Source organism: Paraburkholderia sp. 22099, from assembly GCF_052045835.1.
Lineage (GTDB): Bacteria > Pseudomonadota > Gammaproteobacteria > Burkholderiales > Burkholderiaceae > Paraburkholderia > Paraburkholderia terricola.
In genome coordinates this window covers 148,161-167,899 of the sequence record NZ_JBQEPU010000008.1, presented here as the reverse complement: position 1 = coordinate 167,899, position 19,739 = coordinate 148,161, and the positions used below count along the sequence as shown (strand labels likewise).

Sequence of the window (19,739 nt, the reverse complement as noted above, 5' to 3'; positions counted from 1 at the left end):
GTGGTCCGACCCGCCTGGAGACGCCCATGAAGATACCCACCGTTCGCGCAGGCGTGCATATCGAAGGCGTGCACTGGATCGCCGAATACGCCGAAGACGTTCATGAGATTCGCGTGTTTCGCGAAGGCCAGGAAGTGGACGTGCATGACGCGCCCTCCTCGCTGTTCGGCGACGAGGAGAACGCGGGCTCGAAGAGCACCGCGGATCATCGCGCCGTCGAGGCTGCCGTGCTGGCTTATCTGAGGCGGTTCGTGATCGAGCACGACGCGGAGGAATAGGCTTGCTGGCCTTTTGGTCTTTTGGTCTTTTGGTCTTTTGGTCTTTTGGTCTTTTGGTCTTTTGGTCTTTTGGTCTTTTGGTCTTTTGGTCTTTTGGTCCGCGCCGCATTTCTCCGTAGGCCCGCAGCGCTCGCTGGCCGCCGCGGCGGGCCTACGCACAACCCACCCTACTCCGCGGCCCGCAGCTTCTTCACCTCGGCATCCGACGGCTGAACGCTCGCGCCGTCGATATAACGATACGAAGTCATCACCCCCTTGCCGTCCTTCAAACCCGTCACGCCGACATAAGCGCCCATCGTCGACTGATTGTCCTGCGCGCGAAACGTGACCGGCCCGAACGGCGTCTCCACGCCGAGTCCCTTGAATGCGGCCGCGAGCTTGTCCGAATCGACCGAACCCGCCTTCCTGATGCCGGCCGCGAGCGACATCAGCGCCGAATAACCGACGACCGAGCCGAGCCGCGGATAATCGTGATACCTGGCCTGATACGCATCGACGAACTTCTTGTTGGCCGGCGTATCGATCGAATACCACGGGTAGCCGGTCACGATCCAGCCGCTCGGCGCTTCCGCACCCAACGGGTCGAGGTAATCGGGTTCGCCGGTCAGCAGCGACACCACGCTGCGGTCCTTGAACAAACCGCGCGTATTGCCTTCGCGCACGAACTTGCCGAGATCGGCGCCGAACAGCACGTTGAAGATCGCATCGGGCTTCGCATCGGCGATCGCCTGGCTCACCGCGCCCGCGTCGACGCTGCCGAGCGGCGTGGCCTGTTCCGCGACGAACTGCACGTCCGGTTGCGCGGCCGTCAGCAGCTTCTTGAACGTCGCCACCGCCGATTGCCCGTACTCGTAGTTCGGATACACCAGCGCCCAGCGCTTCTTCTTCAGCTTGACCGCCTCCGGCACCAGCATCGCCACCTGCATATACGTGGAAGGACGCAAACGGTACGTGTATTTATTGCCATCGGCCCACACGATCTTGTCGGTCAGCGGCTCGGCGGCGAGGAAGAAAATCTTCTTCTGCTTCGCGAAGTCGGTAAGCGCGAGGCCGGTGTTCGACAGGAAACCGCCGAACAGCAATTGCACCTGCTCGCGTGCGATCAACTCCTGCGCGACGCGGATCGTATCGCCGGGGTTGCCGTTGTCGTCGCGCGAGACCACTTCGAGCTGCTTGCCGAGCACGCCGCCCGCCGCATTCACCTGTTCCAGCGCCAGATTCCAGCCGTTCTTGTAAGGCCCGAGAAAGGCGGGCTGCGCCTTGTAGCTGTTGATCTCGCCGATCTTGATGGTCTGCTGGGCGCTCGCGCCCAACGCGGCGAGCGACAACACCGTCGATATCGTGAGGCGGGACATCCATCCTGCGCGCGTGGTCATGCGTTTCTCCGTGATCAAAGGGATTGCGGGAATGCGGGTCGTTGTTATCCGGCGCTCGATGCGGCCAATGCTTCACTCGGTTCACTCTGCCCGCGGCGTCGCGCGAATCCGGGCGACGCTCGCCGTCACGTTCTGCCAGGCGGGCTTGCCGCCGGCGAACTGCTGACGCAGATACGTGACGAGTTCGGCGATCTGGGCGTCGTTGAAACTGTCGCGGTAAGCCGGCATCGTACCGAGTTCAGGACGCGCAGGCGAGCCGATGCCGTCGAGAATCACGCGAATCAGGTTGTCAGGCGTCGCGCTGTGCAGGTTCGTGTTGAGCGCGAGCGAGGGATGCGCGCCGAACAATTGCGGCCCGCTGCCGGTGTGATGACAGGCCGCGCACGCGCCGTCGAAAAGCCGCGCGCCGAGGCCCGACGGTGTGCCCGTGATCGCGCTCGCCTGTTCGTACTGACGCGCGAGCGCCGCCGGATCGGCATTCGCTTGCAATGGATTGAGCGACGCGAGGTACGCGGCCATCGCGCGAATATCGCTATCCGGCAACGCCGCGAGTTCGCCGACGACCGGCGCCATCGGCCCCGCCGCGACGCCATGCAGCGGCGCGTGACCCTGCCGCAAATAGCTGAACAATTCGTCCTCGCTCCAGGGCACGGGCGCGTTGGAAAGCGTCGACAAGGCAGGCGCTTCCCACCCTTCCGCCAGGCCGCCGCCCATGAAAGCCGCGCCGGTTTTCTCGGCGCCGAATGCGTTGCGCGGCGTGTGGCACGCGCCGCAATGGCCGAGCCCGTTCACCAGATACGCGCCGCGATTCCATTGCGCGCTTTGCGTCGCGTCGGCGGTGAACGCCGTGCGCTCGAGAAAGAGCCCGTTCCATGCGGCCATCAGCGGACGCACGCTGAACGGAAACACGAGCCTGGTTTCCGGCGGACGCGAACGCACCGGCGTTTGCGCCATCAGGTACGCGTAGAGCGCTTTGAGATCGTCGTCGGAGGTGTTCCTGAACGACGTGTACGGGAACGCGGGATACAAGTGATGCCCGTCGCGGCTGATGCCTTGCCGCATCGCCCGCACGAATGCGTCGAGCGACCATGTGCCGATGCCGGTTTGCGCATCGGGCGTGATGTTGGTGCTGTAGACGATGCCGAACGGCGTATCGAGCGGCTTGCCGCCCGCGTTCGGCACGCCGTTGCGCGCGGTATGGCAAACGGCGCAATTGCCGAGCGACGCCAGCAGTTTGCCGCGCGCCACCCGTTCCGGCGAAAAGGCGCTCGCGAGGGGCGGCGTGATCGGCGCAATGGCTTGCGGCGCAAGCGTCAATGCGCCGAGCCAGCCGGCCGCGCCCGCCGCGAACGCGCCGAAAAAACCCAGACGCCAGCGCTTTTTCTTGCGCGCCGCCGCTTCCTCGGCTTGCGCATCGGCGAGCGCGGCACGGATCGTTTCCGGCGTGAATGGCGGCCGGCGAAAGCGCACACCTGTCGCGTCGTAGAGCGCATTCGCGATCGCCGCCGCGCCGGGCAGCGACGCCGATTCGCCGGCGCCCATCGGCGGCTCGCCGTGGCGCGGCATCATCACCACATCGATGACCGGCACTTCACGGAACGTCAGAATCGGATACGCGCCCCACTCCTGGCTCGTCACCGCGTTTTCGCCGAAGGTCACGCGCTCCTTCAACGCGCGGCTGGTCGCCTGAATCACGTTGCCGTGTATCTGATGGCGCACGCCGTCCGGATTGATCATCGTGCCGGTGTCCTGGCCGACCACCACGCGCGTCACGGCGAGTTCGCCGCTCTTGCGATTCACTTCGACGTCCGCGACCCACGCGGACCACGCCGCGCCGAAGCCCGGAAACTTGCTGTGCACATAACGGGCGTAAGCGAAGCCCCGGCCGCGCGCGATGTCGCCTTGTTCCCGCGCCTCTTTCAACGCGACGTTGCGCGGTTCCCAGCCGGCTTTTTCGGCCACCGCCTTGACCAGATCGATCGCGCGCGGATCGCTCAGATGCCTCAGACGAAACTCGATCGGATCGACGCCCGCCTGCGCCGCGAGTTCGTCGATGAACGATTCATGCGCGAAAGTGTTCGGCACCGCCGACACGCCTCTTAGCCACGACGCCCGCACGATCGGCGGGGTGTCGTCGCAAACGATGCGCATCGCGCGATAGTCATACGGCGGCACCGCCGTGCGGTCGCCCATTTCGAACACCTGCGGTTCCGCCGAGATCGCGCCGGTGAGCAGCAGCGCCAACGTGGGCGCATCGTTCGACGGATAACGCGTCGCGAAGTCATACGCCGCCAATTCGCCTTCCGCGCCTAAAGCGCCGCGCACGTCCATGAGTTGCGCGGCGCCCTTCGGTTCCCACGCATGCTCGTCCTCGCGCGACAGTTGCACGCGCACCGGGCTACCGGTCGCGCGTGAAAGCAGCGCGGCGTCGGCGGCGACATCGTCCGCGCAATTGCGGCCGTAGCAGCCCGCCGCGTCCATACGCACGATGTCGATCCGCGCTTCGTCCATCGACATCAGCAACGCGAGATCGGCGCGCAGCGAATGCGGATTCTGCGTGCCCGACCACACCTTCAACTTGCCCTCGCGGTAATCGGCGACCGCGCACGACGGTCCAATCGACGCATGCATCTGAAACGGCCATACGTACGTGCTTTCGAGCGTCCGCGCGGGGTCTCGCGCCAGCGCCGCGTCCACCTCGCCCTCGATCACCAGATCGCGGCGCTTCGCCGGATTGGCGCGCAACGCGGCTTCCACTTCCGCGCTGGTTTCGAGCGGCGGCAAAGCCTGCACCGTTTTCCACCGCACGTCGAGCCGCTTCGCTGCCTGCTGGGCGACTTCCTCGCGCTCCGCCACGATGCCGACGAAATCGCGAATCACCACCACCTTGACGATGCCCGGCAAATCGCTGACCGAGTTTTCATCGACATGCAGTAGGCTATTGCCGATCAACTCGCCCTGCGCGATGCCCGCATAGGGCGGCCTCACCACACGGCCGTGCAGCATGCCGGGCACGCGCACGTCATGCACGAAGCTCAATTCTCCGGTTGCCTTGGCGGGAATATCGACACGCGGCGCGCTCTTGCCGACGATCTTGTACGCATCCGGCGATTTCAACGGCGCATCGGTGGCGAGCTTCAGTTCCACGCGCCGCCCGGCGATCAGTTCGCCGTAGCCGATGCCTGTGGCCGCATCGCCGCCGCGCGGAAAGACCACGCCGTCGCGCACGTCGAGTTGCTCCGCCGTGACATGCAGACGCGCCGCCGCTTCCGCCAGGAGATACTGCCGCGCCTGGGCCGCCGCGTGCCGCAAAGGCACCGCTGAAATCTGAATCGTCGCGCTCGCAATCGTCGGCCCCTGATTCGGCGCTTCGCCGGTATGGCCGAGCACGATCGAAACGCGCGTCAAGGGCACATCCAGTTCTTCCGCGACGATCTGCGCGAGCGCCGTGCCGATGCCGGTGCCGAGATCCACGTGACCGTTGAACGCGACCACGCTGCCGTCGTCGCGCACCACGAGAAACATGTCCGCCTCGGTCGGCACGAACGACGAGCGCGAGCCCGGCTGACCGATCGCGGGCTTTACCGGCGCTTGCGCGGGCCGCGTGACGATCAGCACGTTCCGCGCGTCGTAAAGCTGCCGGCGCGACGGCGGCGCGGCGCGTCGATCGACGCTGAAGTCCGGCCCCGTCATGCGCGCGCTCCCTCGTGCGTTCCCTGCTGCGCGGCCGTCGCGGCCGGTTGCGCGGCGAGCAGTTCAGCGGCGCGCTGCACCGCGCGCACGATCTCGACATGCGTGCCGCAACGGCACAGATTGCGCGACAACTCGCGCCGAATCGTCTCGACACCCGGATGCGGATCGCGATCGAGCAGCGCCTTGGCCGTCATGATCATGCCGTTCAGGCAATAGCCGCACTGCGCGGCCTGTTCCTCGATGAACGCCTGCTGTACCGGATGCGGCGCGGTGCGCGTGCCGAGCCCTTCGAGCGTGGTGATTTCGCGGCCTAGCGCGACCTTCGCGGTCGTCACGCATGAACGCGTCGGCACGCCGTCGAGCAAGACTGTGCATGCGCCGCATTCGCCGAGACCGCAACCGAATTTCGGACCATTGAGCGCGAGATCGTTACGCAGTAGATAAAGCAACGGCGTGTCGGCGGCGGCGCTGACGAGATGCGTCGCGCCGTTCACCTTCAGCGTAAGCGGTGCCGGGCGGTTCATGAAGCGCGGCGCGCGTTCAAAGCACGACCGGCACTTCGGTCGCCGGCGGCGTGTTGCGGCTGCGCCGGCAACGGATCAGACCGTCGATCATCACCATGCCCACGCCTGGAATATCGCCGAGTCGCACGCTTTCGAGCAGCGTATCCGCCGCGGTGTGCTGCGCGCGATCCATGAACACGAGGTCGGCGGGACGGCCCACTTCGATCAAACCCTGACGCAGATTGCGTTGCCGCGCGGTGTTGCCGGTTGCGAAGCAGAAGGCGATTTCAGCGGGAATATCGGCGAGGCTCGAAATCAACGCGATCATCCGCAGAATGCCGAGCGGTTGCACGCCGGAACCCGCGGGGCTGTCGGTGCCGAGAATGATCCGGTGCGGGCATTTCAGTTCGATCGCGTGACGCGCGGTGAGCAACGCGATTCGCTCGTTGCCGTTGTGGACGATTTCCAGCGCGCGGCTCGATTGCTCGCACAAGTCGCACACGTGCCGATAGGAAAGCGACGTATGGCCGCCGTTGATATGGCCGATCACGTCGGCGTCGGCGGCAAGCACCACGTCGCGGTCGATCAGCCCGGAGCCGGGAATCGACGGACCGCCCGTGTGAATCGTGCTTTGAATGCCGTATTTGCGCGCCCACGCCACCATTTGCGCGGCTTCCTCGCCGCCCTTCACGCTGCCGAGGCCGACTTCGCCGAGCAGCTTCACGCCCGCTTCCGAGAGTTCCTTGAAGTCCTCTTCGACCATGCCCTTCTCGATCACCGGCGCGCCGGCCATCACCTTCACGCCGCCGCCGACGCCCGCGCCGCGCATTCCCTCGAACGAGCGTTGCGCGGTGATCGCCAGCGCCTTCACGCCGAGCACGTCCTTGGGGCGGCCGGGCAAATGCACCTCGCCGGCGGAGATCATCGTGGTGACGCCGCCGTTCAGATTCGATTCGATCCAGCCCATCTGATTCTGGCGCGGCGTCCAGTCGCCGAATACCGGATGCACGTGCGAGTCGATCAGACCGGGGGCGACAGTCGTGCCCTTGCAATCGACCGTGGTGCGCGCGCCTTCCAGATCGCAGTCCTTTTCCATGCCGATCGCGACGATCACGCCGTCGTCGATCACGAGCGTATTCGCGTCGAGAATCGGCTGATCGATGTCGCCGGATAACAGCAGCCCGATGTTCGTTATCGCGACCTTGCCCGACAAGCCTGTCAACGTCTCTGCTGCCATCTGCTTCTCCTTTCGCAATTTCCGCGTGCCGACGCAATCACACGCTCAGATAAGCGCGCCTGACGGTTTCGTTCTTCGTGAGTTCGGCGATCGTGCCGCTGAAACGGATCTGCCCTTTTTCGAGCACATACGCGCGGTCGCTCACCAGTTCCGCGAAATGCAGGTTCTGTTCCGACAACAGAATCGACAGCCCTTCGCGCTTGAGTTCGAGAATCATGTTCGCCATCTGTTCGACGATCACGGGCGCGACGCCCTCCGACGGTTCGTCGAGCAACACCAGATACGGATTGCCCATCAGCGTGCGCGACACGGTGAGCATCTGCTGCTCGCCGCCGCTCATCTGGCCGCCGGGGCGTTTCGGCATTTCGCCCAGATTCGGAAAGAGGCGGAAGAGTTTTTCCGGCGTCCATTGCGGCGCGCCTTCGCGCGGCGGCTGACGGCCGGTGTCGAGGTTCTCCATCACCGTCAAGTCCGCGAACACGCGGCGGTCTTCGGGAACGAAGCCCATGCCCATGCGGGCGATCTTGTACGACGGCAGCGCCGCGATGTTCTGTCCGCGGAAATGCACCTCGCCCTGACGGCGCGGCAGCAAACCCATCACGGCTTTCATCGTCGTGGATTTGCCCGCACCGTTGCGGCCCATCAGCGCCACCACTTCGCCGCGCCCGACTTCGAGCCCGACGTCGAACAGAATGTGCGCGCGGCCATAGAACGCGTTGAGGCCGGCGACTTTCAGCATCGGCTCGCTCATTGCAGCGCTCCTCGTCCTTGCTCGCCCGCCGCCGCTTCGTGCAGCGGCGCATGCGGCTGGAAGGTCTTGCCGGTGCCGAAATACACTTCCTGCACGCGTGCATCGTTGCGGATCGTCTCGGCGTCGCCCTCGGCGATCAGCTTGCCGCGCGCGAGCACGATCATGCGATCGGCGTAGGCGAACACTACGTCCATGCTGTGCTCGGTGAAGAGCACGCCGATCTTGTGCTCGGTGACGAGACGCTTGGTGAGCGCCATCAACTCGTTGCGTTCCTTCGGCGCCATGCCGGCGGTGGGTTCGTCCATCAGCAACAGCTTGGGACGGTTGGCGAGCGCAATGGCGAGTTCGACGCGTTTCACGTCGCCGTACGCGAGCACGCCGCACGCGCGGTTCGCGTCGGCGGCCATGCCGACCTGTTCGAGCAGCGCGAGCGCTTCATCGGCGTAGCGCGAGCCCGCGGGTTTCCACAAGCCGAACGTCTTGCGTTCGCGCGACACCAGCGCCATCTGCACGTTTTCAAGCACGGTCATCGAATTGAAGGTCGCGGCGATCTGGAACGTGCGGCCGACGCCCAGCCGCCAGATATCGCGCGGCCGCATGCCGACCAGTTCATGATCGTTCAGGCGAATCGAGCCGGACGACGGTTGCAACTGGCCGTTGACCATGTTGAAGCAGGTCGACTTGCCCGCGCCGTTCGGGCCGAGCAGCGCCAGCAGTTGACCGGCTTCGAGATCGAAGGACACGTCGTCGACCGCTTTCAGGCCGCCGAACGACCTGGAGAGGCCGGAGACACGCAGCAAGCTCATAGCCCCTCCTTGATCGCCGCGCGCCGCGAAGGCGGCGCGGCGTTCGCTTCGGCCTGGTCGAGGTTGTCGTCGCCGAAACGCTCGCGAATGAAACCGACGATGCCTTGCGGAAACGCGATCACCAGCAGCAGGATCGTCAAGCCCAGCAGCGCCTGCCAATAGTCGGTTTGCCGCGCGACCGTGTCTTGCAGCCACGTGAACACCGCCGCGCCGACGATCGGCCCGGTCAGCGTCTGCAAGCCGCCGAGCAGCACCATCACGAGGCCGTCCACGGAACGGCTCACGCTGATCACCTCCGGTGAAATCGTCCCCTTGGAGAACGCATAGAGCGACCCGGCCAGCCCGCAAAACAGCGACGCGATCACGAAGGCCGCCCACTGCACGCGCTTCACGTCGATGCCGATCGCCTCCGCGCGCAACACCGAATCGCGCGACGCCCGCATCGCGTAACCCAGCGGCGAGAACAGCATCTTGCGCAGCAGCCACACGCCGAGCACCGCGCACGCGAGCGTCAGATAGTAATAAGCCACCGGCGAGGACAACCAGTTCGACGGCCACAAACCGAGAATGCCGTTGCTGCCGCCCGTCACGTCGTCCCACTGGAACACCACCGACCACACGATCTGTGCGAACGCGAGCGTCAGCATCGCGAGATAGACGCCCGAGAGGCGCACGCAGAACCAGCCGAACACCAGCGCGCCGGCTACCGCCAGCAGCGGCCCGAGCAGCAACGCGGCTTCCATCGGCAGATTCAGAACCTTGATGAATAGCGCCGCGCCGTAGGCACCCAGTCCGAAGTAAGCGGCGTGGCCGAACGAATGCATGCCGCCCGGTCCCATGATGAAGTGCAGACTCGTCGCGAACAGCACGGCGATCAGGATTTCCACCAGCAGCACGGGCATATAGGGAAACGCATTGGCCGCGAGCGGCGCGAGCACGAGTACCAGCAGCGCGACCGCGGCGAGCCATTTCAGGCGCTTGCCCGCGGGGCGCAAAGGCGTTTCCGGCGCGGCCATGCCGCGCACCGCGGCGCTCGCCTTGCCTAGCAAACCCCAAGGCCGCACCACCAGCACGACAGCCATCACGACGAACTCGGCGACCAGCGTAAAGCGGCTCAACGAAAGGCCGACGCCGAAGATCGTCACGTGTCCGATGCCGATGCACAGCGCCTTGATCTCCGCGATGATCAGCGCGGCGACGAACGCGCCCGGAATCGAACCCATGCCGCCGACCACCACCACCACGAACGCGTTGCCGATGGTCTCCAGATCGAGCGACAGATTCGCCGACATGCGCGGCCCTTGCAGCGCGCCGCCCAAACCCGCGAGAAACGCGCCGACGAAAAACACGCCGGTAAACAGCCACGCCTGATTGATGCCGAGCGCGCCGAGCATCTCGCGATCCTGGGTCGCGGCGCGCACCAGCGTGCCCCAGCGCGTGCGCGTCAATGCATACCAGAGCAGCAGCAACACCACCGGCCCGATCACGATCAACGCGATATCGTAGGTGGGCAGCGGATGGCCAAGGAAATCGACCGCGCCGGCAAGATGCGGCGCACGCGGTCCGAACAGGTCTTGCGGGCCCCACAGCCACAACGCGGCGTCGCGAAAGATCAGCACCAGCGCGAACGTGGCGAGCAGATGAAACAACTCGGGCGCCTGATAGATGCGCCGCAACACGATCATCTCGACCAGCGCGCCGAGCACCGCGACCACCAGCGCGGCTGCCAGCACCGACAGCCAGAAGCCGCCGGCCGTCTGTCCGAAGCGGCTCGCGATGCTATACGCGACGTAGATGCCGAACATATAGAACGAGCCGTGCGCAAAGTTGACGATGCGCGTCACGCCGAAGATCAGCGACAAACCGGCGGCGACGAGAAACAGCGTCGACGCATCGGCGAGTCCGTTGACCAGTTGTACCAGCAAATTCGAAAGCATCGTGCCCCTCGGCAGCTTGCGGTTCGATCGTCGCGATTGGCCCGCCACGCACGAACAGCAGACGTTATAGCGTGCGGCACCATGCGCGCACGCGTCGACGGCAGGACAATACGCCGGAAGTCCCCTTGGGGGCCAGCGCAACGACTCAGCGCAAACCGTCTTCGCCCTTGATCTCGCTCACCTGCAGGCCGCCGATGCGCGGCAGCGGCCGGCCGGAAGCCGTCACCGCGACCGCGACGACGATTTCGTTGGCGCGCGGCGCATCCGCAACACGCGCTTCGATCGCATCGAAATGACTGCGCACGTAGGCCGCGTCCTTGTGGCCGAGCGGCACGTCGATCGCGGTGCCGAGCGTGCCCATCTTTTTCGCGGACGGCACCAACGCCGCGCCCTTTTCGACCGCCACCCGCAGCGGCGCGCCGAGCTTGGGATGCAAGATCGCCGCCGCATGTTCCAGTTCGCCCGCCTCGCCGACGATCGCCGCCTTGCCGTAGCTTTGCGCGTCACCCGGCTCGATGCCCAGCGCCTCGACGCACTTGTTGCCGAGCAGGCCGCCCAGTTCCTCGCCGGCTTCGATCAGCGCGTCGAGCTTCGGCTCGTAGCGGCCCGCATAGGGATTATCGATCACCGCGATGGCGACCGCGCGGCGCGTCGGCGGCTCGATGGCCTGCCCCATTTCAATGCGCGTTTCGTCCACCTGCACGATCAGCTTGCGAAGCTTGATTGCCATGTCGCTCTCCGGTTTCGATGCGTTGTTCCGCGGGTATGTTTCAGCGCGCCGCGGCGGTTCGGTTCGAAGGTTCGGTTCGAATCAAGCGCCGCTCAGCGCAAGCCGTCCTTGCCGACGACCGCCTCTTTCGCGAGACCGCCCACGCGTGCATGCACGCGCTGCCCGGTGCTCATCACGAGGATATAGACCAGTTCATCCGCTGCGGGCGCGCCGGGCACACGCACCTCGATCGCATCGAAGTGGCTGCGCACATAGCTCGCGTTGACGTGCGTGAGCGGCACGTCGAGCGCGGTGGAAGGCACGCCGACCTTCTTGGTCGACGGCACGATCGCGTTGGTCGGCACGCCGTTCTTCTCCAGCAATTCGCGCATCGCATAGCCGCCGGGGACGTGCCACAACGCACCGTGCTCCAGTTCTCCGCGCGAGCCGACAATCGCGCCCTTGCCGTAACCCTCTATCGACGCATGCGGCACCTTCATCGCCGCAAGGAGCCGCTGCGCCATGTCGAGGCCGATCGGCTTGAGCGCTTCCATCGCGTGTTCGATGTTCGCTTCATAGCGGCCGGCGAACGGATTCGTCAGCACCACGGCAATCGCACCGCGCCTGAGCGGCTGCGCGGGCGCGGGGCCGAACTCGTGAAAGATGTCTTCGACGTGCGTCAGCACGCGGCGTATTTCGAACACGGCGCCTCCTTTGTTATCGACGCGCGCTGCGTGATCCGCGCGCCGCTTTGCTGAATGCCGGCCACACGCACGCGCCCTTGCAGGAACAGTGCGGCGCCTTCGATCGAATCGTCCGCCTGCAAACGCCGCGCGGCTTCGACGCCACGCGCCAGCGCGAAATCGATCAGCGGCTGCGGTAAAGGCGGGACGTCGACGGTGACCAGCCTGTCGCCGAGATCGCTCTCGTCTTTCAACGACGAAGCCGGACGGCGCACGATGCCTGGGTGATCCACGTTCACGGCGTTGGCGATCATCGTCGCGGCGGCATCGGCGCTCGCTGCGTCGCGGGCGAGCACGGTCACGCTGTCGGCGATACCGAGGCTGAAGCTGCGGCCACGCCAGCCGCTCGTCGCGATGCCGCGAACCGGCATGGCGGCGTCGAGCGTGAGGTTGGCGTCGAGCGGCGGTTCATCCGGCAACCGCGCGCCCGAATATTGCGCGAGGTCCGCGAATACGCCGATGCGGTACTGCTGCCCCTCGGTTAAATATAGTGTGATGTCGCCGCCGTTGTTGATGAACGCGCGCGCGATGCCCGCGCGCGCGAACGCCGCGATCAGTTCGTCTGCGACGCTGCCCGCCACGGCCGCCATGGGGGTGATGAAGCGCGCGCGGTGACGATGGCACGCCGACCACATGCGGCGCGCGACCGTGCCGTTGAGCGGGCATTCGTCGAACGCGGCGTCGGCGGGCACCGGTTGCCGAAGCAGCTTCAATTCTCCGACCAACTCCGGCAACACTTCGACAAAGCGTATCCAGCACGCTTCATACGCGGCGCGCACCGCGGCGGGCTCGCCGTCCGCGCTGAGGATCAGATCGATCGGGCCGTGCTGCCAATGCCAGCGGGTCGCGTCGAGTCGGGTGCGGGTTGCGTTCATTGTGTCGCCATGATGGTTGCCGTGGTTGCCGAGGTTGTCTTGATGGCCTTAGCCGAGCATCGGCGGCATCGCCGGCGGCCACGGGTTGTCGGCATGGCGCGCCAAGGTTCGCCGTGCGAGCGGCGCGCCCTCCGTGTGTTCCGGCCCGTTCGCCAGCACGCTTTCGAGCGAACGCACGGCGTCGAGATGACCGCCGAGATCGCGATACGCGTCGTACGTCATGGTGAATTCGATCGGCGCGACGATCGCGGGCGTCGGCACCGTGCCGAACGAGCGGTCGGGCATGCGCGAGACGTCGACCATCACGGTGATGCCGCCGCCCGGCCACACATAGGCCGGCGCGCCGCCGCACGTGACGTTCACCAGCTTCTGCTTGATGGCGCGCGTGAGCAGCACCGGATTCTCGGTGGCGCCCGCCCGCAGACTGCCGCCCGCGCCGCCGAGAAACAGCACGGTGGCGAGCGACGGCTCGCAGTTCTCGCCGATCCGTTCGACCGTGCGGCGCACCGCGTCGGGCATGGCCGCGATACGCGGCACGAGGCGCTGATCGAGTTCATACCATTGAGCGTGCTCGCCGGTGGTGGACACCATCAGCAGACGCATGCCCGGTTTAGCGACGGCGGGATCGAAGCCTTCGACAATCGCCAGCGGGTCCTGGATGTCGGTGCCGCCCCAACCGGTGCCGGGATTCGCGACCTGGAAATAGCGGCCCGGCGTGGATTTGCGTCCGCGAATCTTCACACCTGAGCGCGTCATGCCGAGGCAGCGTCCCGCCTGGTGTTCGGTCAGCACGCCCGTGATGTGATCGTCGACCACGACGACTTCGTCCGCATGGCCGAACCATTGCTTCGCGAAGATGCCAATCGTGGCCGAACCGCAACCCACGCGCATGCGCTGCTCTTCGACGCCGTCGACGATCGGCGCGGCGCCCGCGCGAATCACGAGATTCGCGCCGCCGTCGATGCTCAACGCCACGGCTTGCTTGTTGCCGAGCGCGAGCATCATGTCGCAAGTCACGCGGCCTTCCTTCTTGCTGCCGCCGGTCAGATGATGGACGCCGCCCAAGCTCAGCATTTGCGAGCCGTATTCGGCGGTCGTGACATGGCCGACGATTTCGCCCTGGCAACGCACGTTCGATTGCTCCGGCCCGAGAAAGCGGTCGGTGTCGATTTTCACCTTGAAGCTGCAATAGCTGAAAATGCCTTCGGTGACGACGGTGATCATGTCGACGTCGTCGAGCTTCGAGGCCACGATGAACGGCGCGGGCTTGTAGTCGGGATAGGTTGATGACGCGCCGACGCCTGTCACGAACAGCGCCTGTTCCGCCTGGGCGGAATCGTGGGCTTCGGACGATGCGCCGAACGCGACGGTGGCATTCGTACTACTTTCGCCACTGTCGGACGAAGCGGCGGCACGCGATAGAAACACCACCGGGTCGACGCGAATCAGCCGCCCCTGCGCATTCGCATAGCGGTCGCATGCACCGGTGCGGCCCTCCGATATCTGACACAGCACCGGGCAGGCATTGCATTCGATCTTGTTCGACGCCATTCGCTCGGTGCGCGGCGCCGCCTTCTCGAGCACGGTCGGACCCGGCGTCGAAGCGGTTTCGCCGTCGACGCGTTCCGCACCGAAATCGACCTTCGTATGTTCTGTCATGGTGGGGTTCCCATACGACATTACAATCGGTCCCGCTCCGGCTGACGAATAGCCCTTGTTTCAAGGCACTTTCGCGTGATCCGCCTATTTCCGTGTTGCGGTCACTCACCGTTCGTGTAGTATCCGCTACACCAAACTTGCTTGAAATCTACTCGATCAAAATAGACTGCGCAATGAGTTTCCCGGCGGTCGCGGCAATGGTGCGACGCGGCATCCTGGGCTGCGGCACGATTCAATCCGCGCCGAAGCACACGATTGCGCAGTGCATTCCGCAACGCGTGATGCGGGCTGTATGATGAAGGCGCGCCCAGGCGTCAGCCGTTGCGGCGCAGGTCGTTCAACCGACGCTAACAAAGAGATTCAAGACCGCCATGAGTCCCATTGCCGTCCGCAAGCCGGGCGCTACCGGCATCCGCGCGAAACAGGCGCAGGACACCCGCGCCAAGATTCTGAAAGCGGCGATCAAGGTCTTCGCGAAACAGGGGTATGCAAGCGGCCGCGTGGAAAGTATCTCGAAGGCCGCGCGTTCGCACGACCGGATGATCTACTACTACTTCGGCAGCAAGGAACAGTTGTTCGTCGAAGTACTGGAAACGATCTACACCCAGTTCAACGAGGCCGAAAGCAAGCTCGATCTCGATCTTGACGACCCCGTGCATGGTCTTGAGCAGATGGTCGAATTCGTCTGGCAGTACTACCTCGATCATCCCGAGTTCGTCACGCTGCTTTCCAGCGAAAATCTGCATCAAGGCAAGCATGCGAGGAAATCGTCGAAGCTCAAGGAGATTTCCGGCTATGCGATTTCGGTGGTGCAAAAGGTATTGGATGCGGGCAAGGCGCAAAACGTATTTCGCGCCGACGTGAAGGCTCGCGATGTTTATCTGACGATTGCATCGCTCGGCTATTTCTATAACGCCAATCAGTACACGCTGGGCGCGTTTCTCGGTGAGCCGCTAATGGATAAAGCGGCGCTCGCGCATTGGCGCGAGGTGATGAAGGACACGGTGTTGCGCGCGGTGCGTTTGCAGTTGCCGAGTGAGGTGGCGGACGACAGGGAAAACGGGCCCCGCGCCGCGTAAAAACGCTCGCGCGGAGCGGAATGGCGTGGACATGATCGGGACCATGCGAGACGGTCCCGATTTTTCATTCATTCTTTACTGGACTCCGTTGCAACCCGGGAAGGAGCTCGTCGCCGGCCGTTTGGGGCAAACGGACTTCGCTATAACGCATCCGGTTCAGGTCTCCGACCGACTCGACCAAGCCTCTCTCGACCATCAGCTTAAGACGCTGTGCATAGAACACGTCAATGACATCGGGATAAAAACTCTTATCTGAACCCATGGCAAGAGAAACGATCATGGCGACTTTGCGGTAATTGCCAGTCAAATTTCGGAAAAGCGCGCCATCGATCGTACGCAGATCGGCTGCGGTCAGACGATCTGCCGCCGCTTGCTGTGTGGCTGTCAGTGGTGGGTCGTCCGCCTCGTCATCGAAATCGTCTTCGTATTCGTCGGTTTGCTCGTTCACTTAGTTACCTTTTGCAAATTTGTTTTCATGAGCCGGTGAAACCCCGATACGGATTACCGCCACATTGGGCGGGGTAACAGCCAGCGAAACACCTATAAACCTTCGATACCATATGTTTGGCTTGCATGATGGACTTCCAAAAGAAAACACCCTACCGCGCTAACCGCGTGTAGGGTGAGGTGACCATCATTAAACGCGCCGGGTTGCCGGCGCGCGCGTACTTATCGCGCTCATCGAAAAACCGCCAAAGCGTCAAGGATTCGCCGCCGCATCCTCTTCCCGAAACAGCTTGTCCGCAAGATGAAACGCCGAATTGGCCGCCGGCACGCCGCAATAAATCGCCGTTTGCAGCAGTACTTCCTTGATCTGCTCGCGCGTCACGCCGTTGTTTTTCGCGGCGCGCAAATGCAACGCAAGCTCCTCGCTGCGATTGAGCGCAACCATCATTGCGATGGTCAACAGGCTGCGCGTATGACGCGGCAAACCATCACGCGTCCAGATTTCGCCCCACGCATAGCGGGTAATCAGGTTCTGGAATTCTTCCGTCAATTCAGTGCGGTTCGCGAGCGATCGATCGACGTGCGCGTTGCCGAGCACCGCGCGGCGCACCCCCATGCCCGCTTCGTAACGATCTTCATCGTTCATTTCGGCTCCGTCAGGAAGTCGAGCACGGTCTTCGTGAAAGACTCGGATTTTTCGATGTTGGAAATATGCGCGGCGTCCAGTTCAACGTAGCGCGCGCCGGGCAACGCCTGCGCCAGTTCGCGCCCTTGCTCCGGCAACGTGGCCACGTCGTGCGTGCCGCTGATCACCAGCGCCGGCACCTTGATGCCGGGCACTTCAGGGCGTAGATCGGTGGCGTCGATGGCCTCGCAATTCAATGCATAGCCTTCCTTGTCGATATGCACGAACACGTCGCGGATCATCGCGAACACCACCGGTTCCCGTTCGATGAACTCGGCGGTGAACCAGCGCGGCAAGACCGCCTCGGCCAGCGCGACCATGCCTTCGCCGCGAGCCCTCGCGACGCGCGGCGCCCACACTTCCGGCGAGCCGATGCGCGCGGCCGTGTTGGACAGCACCACGCGCTCGAGCCGGTCCGCGTGACGCGCGGCCAACGCGACGCCGGTCAGGCCGCCCATCGATATGCCGCAGAAATTCGCGCGGGCGATCTTCAGCGTATCCATCAGGCCGAGCACGTCGCCGGCCAACTGGTCGATCGTGTACGGGCCTTTCGGCACTTCCGAATGACCGTGGCCGCGCGTGTCGTAGCGCAGCACGCGAAAGTGTCTCGACAGCGGCTCGACTTGCGGCGTCCACATCGACAGATCGCTGCCGAGCGAATTCGACAAGATGATCCACGGCGCGTTGCCGTGACGGTCGCCGTCGATTCGATAATGAAGCTCGGTTCCGTTGACTGCGGCGTAAGGCATGCCGGTTACTCCCTGGAAGTGGCGCGTGTCGCGCGCGCGGTATGAAGCGCCAGCGCGGCATCCACGTAAGCGTGGGCCTGGCCGACGTATTGAGCGGGGTCGAGCAGTTGCCGCAAGCGCTCGATTGAAAGATGTTCGGTGACGGCGGTCTCGGACGAAAGCACGTCGAAGAGCGTCTTGCCTTCGGCGATGGCCGTCTTCGACGCGCGCTCGACCAGACGATGCGCATCGAGCCGGCCGATGCTGTCGCCGAGCGCGAGCATCACCGCCTCGCCGAGAATCAGGCCGTGCGTGACGTCGAGATTCGCGGCAAGGCGCGGCACGTTCACGTTCAGGCCCGCGGCGATCTGTTCGATGTTGGCGAGCGCGCCGCCAGCCAGCCGCGCGAGGTCGGGCAGCGCGTCCCATTCGGCTTGCCAGCCGCCGAGCGCGCGCTCGTGCTCCTGCACCATGCCGGCGAACACCGTGGCGACCAGCCCCGGCGCGCGCGTGGCGGCGGTCAGCACGGCGGCGCAGCCGACCGGATTGCGCTTGTGCGGCATGGTCGACGAACCGCCCTTGCCGGCCGCGGCGGGCTCGGCCAATTCGTCGACTTCGGTTTGCATCTGCAAGGAAATATCGCGCGCGATCTTGCCGAGCGTGCCGATCAGCATGCCGAATAGCGACGCCGTGTCCGCCATGCGATCGCGTTGCGTATGCCACGGCAAGGCCGGCACCGCGAGGTCGAGTTCTCGCGCCAGCGACTGCGTGACCTGCGGCGCGGCATCGCGCAGACTCGCGAGCGTGCCCGCGGCGCCGCCGAATTGCAGCACCAGCACGCGCTCGCGCAACGCATCGAGCCGTTCGCGGTGACGCAACAGCGCGTCGAGCCATTGCGCGAATTTCAGGCCGAGCGTGATCGGCAGCGCTTGCTGTAACCAGGTGCGGCCGATCATCGGCGTCGCGCGATGCGTGGCCGCGAGTTTCGCCACGGCGTCGCAGGTGGCTTGCAGGCCGGCGTCGAGCAGATCGAAGGTGTCGCGCAGTTGCAGCACCGTTGCCGTGTCGATGATGTCCTGGCTCGTCGCGCCCCAATGGACGTACTTCGACGCTTCGGCGTCGGCCGCCTTCACGCGCGCGGTGAGTTGCTTGACGAGCGGAATCGCGAGGTTGCCGCCGAGCGCGGCGTCGCGCGCAAGGGTTTCGGCGTCGAGCTGGTCGGCGTGGCAGGCGGCTTCGATCGCCGCGACCGCGCGATGAGGAATCACCTGATGCGCCGCCGAAGCGCGCGCGAGCGCCGCTTCCACGTCGAGCATCCGTTGCAGCGTGGCGCGCGGCGACCAGACATCGTTCATCGGCTGGGTGCCGCAAAGAAGGCCGGTCAGACGGGCGCTGGAGTCGAGCATGATGGCGTCGATGATCGAGGATCGAAAGTGAAGGTTGCGCCGCGGCGTGCGCGGCGCTTCTGACGATAAGCGCCTGACGCTGCCCGCCGCTTCCTATCGTACAGACAGCGGACAGCGTAACGCACGTTGCGTTGCGGCGTATTGTGCGCCTCGCGGCGGGTTAAGCCGCGCGAGCCGTCTGCGTGCCGTCGATCAGCGGCACGCCGGTGAGCTTGTGCAGCGCATCGAAGTCGATATCAGAGAAAATCTCGCGCACCACGAGGCCTTGCGCGGTGACGTCGATCATCGTGAGGTCGGTATAAATGCGGTTGACGCAGCCCACGCCCGTCACCGGGTACGTGCATTCGGCGGCGATCTTGCTTTCGCCCTGCTTGGTCAGGTGTTCCATCATCACGTAGACCTGCTTCGCGCCGATCGCCAGATCCATCGCGCCGCCGACAGCCGGAATCGCATCGGGCGCGCCGGTATGCCAGTTCGCCAGATCGCCCTTCGCGGAGACCTGGAACGCACCGAGCACGCAGAAGTCCAGATGGCCGCCGCGCATCATCGCGAACGAATCCGCGTGGTGGAAGTAAGCGCCGCCCGTGAGCAGCGTGACGTGCTGCTTGCCGGCGTTGATCAGTTCGTCGTCTTCCTCGCCTTTCGCGGGCGCGGGGCCCATGCCGAGCAAGCCGTTTTCGCTGTGCAGGAAGATTTCCTTGTCGGCGGCGAGGTGGTTCGCCACCAGCGTCGGCACGCCGATGCCGAGGTTCACGTAGGCGCCTTCGGGGATATCCAGCGCAACGCGCCTGGCCATTTCATCGCGGGTCAGTTTTTTCATGTCGGTC

The 19,739-nt window shown here is 64.8% G+C and carries 18 protein-coding genes; 2 read left to right on the top strand and 16 right to left on the bottom strand.

Translation table 11 applies throughout. The annotated features are described in order from the left end of the window. The first annotated feature begins 26 nt into the window (after positions 1–26). Entirely contained in the window at positions 27–278 is a 252-nt protein-coding gene (locus ACTJLC_RS10545; protein ID WP_073430447.1) for a hypothetical protein, read from the top strand. A gap of 167 nt (positions 279–445) precedes the next feature. Here the strand turns inward: ACTJLC_RS10545 and ACTJLC_RS10540 are convergent, their stop codons facing one another. The 11 genes from ACTJLC_RS10540 to ACTJLC_RS10490 form a co-directional block, all read right to left on the bottom strand. Further along, entirely contained in the window at positions 446–1,654 is a 1,209-nt protein-coding gene (locus ACTJLC_RS10540; protein ID WP_083082743.1) for an ABC transporter substrate-binding protein, read from the bottom strand. Between the two features lie 81 nt (positions 1,655–1,735). Beyond that, the gene (locus tag ACTJLC_RS10535; protein ID WP_310129630.1) at positions 1,736–5,347 is read right to left on the bottom strand and encodes a molybdopterin cofactor-binding domain-containing protein; all 3,612 of its coding nucleotides are present in this window, start codon (positions 5,345–5,347) and stop codon (positions 1,736–1,738) included. Then, positions 5,344–5,871 (bottom strand): (2Fe-2S)-binding protein, encoded by a 528-nt coding sequence (locus ACTJLC_RS10530; protein ID WP_083082746.1) that lies wholly within the window; start codon positions 5,869–5,871, stop codon positions 5,344–5,346. Before ACTJLC_RS10530 ends, ACTJLC_RS10535 begins: the two co-directional genes overlap by 4 nt. A gap of 16 nt (positions 5,872–5,887) precedes the next feature. Then, a complete protein-coding gene (locus tag ACTJLC_RS10525; protein WP_083082748.1) occupies positions 5,888–7,087 on the bottom strand; it encodes an amidohydrolase family protein in 1,200 nt (399 codons plus the stop codon). Between the two features lie 37 nt (positions 7,088–7,124). Then, on the bottom strand, positions 7,125–7,838 hold the full coding sequence (locus tag ACTJLC_RS10520; RefSeq protein ID WP_083082750.1) for an ABC transporter ATP-binding protein: 714 nt from the start codon (positions 7,836–7,838) through the stop codon (positions 7,125–7,127). Next, positions 7,835–8,644, bottom strand: coding sequence for an ABC transporter ATP-binding protein (locus ACTJLC_RS10515; RefSeq protein ID WP_073430453.1), 810 nt, complete (start codon positions 8,642–8,644; stop codon positions 7,835–7,837). Before ACTJLC_RS10515 ends, ACTJLC_RS10520 begins: the two co-directional genes overlap by 4 nt. Next, a complete protein-coding gene (locus ACTJLC_RS10510; RefSeq protein ID WP_114163908.1) occupies positions 8,641–10,581 on the bottom strand; it encodes an ABC transporter permease in 1,941 nt (646 codons plus the stop codon). The genes ACTJLC_RS10515 and ACTJLC_RS10510 overlap by 4 nt, the downstream gene beginning before the upstream one ends. A 145-nt stretch (positions 10,582–10,726) precedes the next feature. Continuing rightward, a complete protein-coding gene (locus ACTJLC_RS10505) occupies positions 10,727–11,311 on the bottom strand; it encodes an amino acid synthesis family protein (RefSeq protein WP_083082756.1) in 585 nt (194 codons plus the stop codon). A 92-nt stretch (positions 11,312–11,403) separates the two neighbouring features. Beyond that, positions 11,404–11,994: an amino acid synthesis family protein gene (locus ACTJLC_RS10500; RefSeq protein WP_083082758.1), complete on the bottom strand. Its 591-nt coding sequence runs from the start codon at positions 11,992–11,994 to the stop codon at positions 11,404–11,406. Further along, a complete protein-coding gene (locus ACTJLC_RS10495) occupies positions 11,970–12,908 on the bottom strand; it encodes a UPF0280 family protein (protein ID WP_083082760.1) in 939 nt (312 codons plus the stop codon). The genes ACTJLC_RS10500 and ACTJLC_RS10495 overlap by 25 nt, the downstream gene beginning before the upstream one ends. A gap of 48 nt (positions 12,909–12,956) precedes the next feature. Next, complete coding sequence (locus tag ACTJLC_RS10490; RefSeq protein ID WP_310129636.1) at positions 12,957–14,567, bottom strand: 6-hydroxynicotinate reductase; 1,611 nt, start codon at positions 14,565–14,567, stop codon at positions 12,957–12,959. Between the two features lie 371 nt (positions 14,568–14,938). Between ACTJLC_RS10490 and ACTJLC_RS10485 the strand changes: the two genes are divergently transcribed. Continuing rightward, positions 14,939–15,646, top strand: coding sequence for a TetR family transcriptional regulator (locus tag ACTJLC_RS10485; protein WP_083082764.1), 708 nt, complete (start codon positions 14,939–14,941; stop codon positions 15,644–15,646). A gap of 64 nt (positions 15,647–15,710) precedes the next feature. Here ACTJLC_RS10485 and ACTJLC_RS10480 read toward each other — a convergent pair whose 3' ends face one another. From ACTJLC_RS10480 to ACTJLC_RS10460, 5 genes are all read right to left on the bottom strand, one after another. After that, positions 15,711–16,094, bottom strand: coding sequence for a DUF3658 domain-containing protein (locus ACTJLC_RS10480; RefSeq protein WP_083082765.1), 384 nt, complete (start codon positions 16,092–16,094; stop codon positions 15,711–15,713). Positions 16,095–16,346: 252 nt separating this feature from the next. Beyond that, positions 16,347–16,739 carry a 4-carboxymuconolactone decarboxylase gene (gene pcaC / locus ACTJLC_RS10475; RefSeq protein WP_073430461.1) on the bottom strand — a complete coding sequence of 131 codons (393 nt, stop codon included), beginning with the start codon at positions 16,737–16,739 and terminating at the stop codon, positions 16,347–16,349. Then, positions 16,736–17,527, bottom strand: coding sequence for a 3-oxoadipate enol-lactonase (pcaD, locus tag ACTJLC_RS10470; RefSeq protein WP_073430462.1), 792 nt, complete (start codon positions 17,525–17,527; stop codon positions 16,736–16,738). The genes pcaC and pcaD overlap by 4 nt, the downstream gene beginning before the upstream one ends. Before the next feature lie 5 nt (positions 17,528–17,532). Then, positions 17,533–18,912: a 3-carboxy-cis,cis-muconate cycloisomerase gene (locus ACTJLC_RS10465; RefSeq protein ID WP_073430463.1), complete on the bottom strand. Its 1,380-nt coding sequence runs from the start codon at positions 18,910–18,912 to the stop codon at positions 17,533–17,535. Between the two features lie 160 nt (positions 18,913–19,072). Then, positions 19,073–19,732 carry a 3-oxoacid CoA-transferase subunit B gene (locus ACTJLC_RS10460; RefSeq protein WP_310125202.1) on the bottom strand — a complete coding sequence of 220 codons (660 nt, stop codon included), beginning with the start codon at positions 19,730–19,732 and terminating at the stop codon, positions 19,073–19,075. Between the last annotated feature and the right edge of the window lie 7 nt (positions 19,733–19,739).

Bases quoted from the DNA above. Each gene is read 5' to 3' on its own strand.
- ACTJLC_RS10465 (WP_073430463.1), bottom strand. From the start codon at position 18,912: ATGCTCGACTCCAGCGCCCGTCTGACCGGCCTTCTTTGCGGCACCCAG.
- ACTJLC_RS10485 (WP_083082764.1), top strand. From the start codon at position 14,939: ATGAGTCCCATTGCCGTCCGCAAGCCGGGCGCTACCGGCATCCGCGCG.
- ACTJLC_RS10510 (WP_114163908.1), bottom strand. From the start codon at position 10,581: ATGCTTTCGAATTTGCTGGTACAACTGGTCAACGGACTCGCCGATGCG.
- ACTJLC_RS10530 (WP_083082746.1), bottom strand. From the start codon at position 5,871: ATGAACCGCCCGGCACCGCTTACGCTGAAGGTGAACGGCGCGACGCAT.
- pcaC (WP_073430461.1), bottom strand. From the start codon at position 16,739: ATGAACGATGAAGATCGTTACGAAGCGGGCATGGGGGTGCGCCGCGCG.
- ACTJLC_RS10495 (WP_083082760.1), bottom strand. From the start codon at position 12,908: ATGAACGCAACCCGCACCCGACTCGACGCGACCCGCTGGCATTGGCAG.
- ACTJLC_RS10535 (WP_310129630.1), bottom strand. From the start codon at position 5,347: ATGACGGGGCCGGACTTCAGCGTCGATCGACGCGCCGCGCCGCCGTCG.
- ACTJLC_RS10545 (WP_073430447.1), top strand. From the start codon at position 27: ATGAAGATACCCACCGTTCGCGCAGGCGTGCATATCGAAGGCGTGCAC.
- ACTJLC_RS10505 (WP_083082756.1), bottom strand. From the start codon at position 11,311: ATGGCAATCAAGCTTCGCAAGCTGATCGTGCAGGTGGACGAAACGCGC.
- ACTJLC_RS10540 (WP_083082743.1), bottom strand. From the start codon at position 1,654: ATGACCACGCGCGCAGGATGGATGTCCCGCCTCACGATATCGACGGTG.
- ACTJLC_RS10520 (WP_083082750.1), bottom strand. From the start codon at position 7,838: ATGAGCGAGCCGATGCTGAAAGTCGCCGGCCTCAACGCGTTCTATGGC.
- ACTJLC_RS10460 (WP_310125202.1), bottom strand. From the start codon at position 19,732: ATGAAAAAACTGACCCGCGATGAAATGGCCAGGCGCGTTGCGCTGGAT.
- ACTJLC_RS10490 (WP_310129636.1), bottom strand. From the start codon at position 14,567: ATGACAGAACATACGAAGGTCGATTTCGGTGCGGAACGCGTCGACGGC.
- ACTJLC_RS10515 (WP_073430453.1), bottom strand. From the start codon at position 8,644: ATGAGCTTGCTGCGTGTCTCCGGCCTCTCCAGGTCGTTCGGCGGCCTG.
- ACTJLC_RS10525 (WP_083082748.1), bottom strand. From the start codon at position 7,087: ATGGCAGCAGAGACGTTGACAGGCTTGTCGGGCAAGGTCGCGATAACG.
- pcaD (WP_073430462.1), bottom strand. From the start codon at position 17,527: ATGCCTTACGCCGCAGTCAACGGAACCGAGCTTCATTATCGAATCGAC.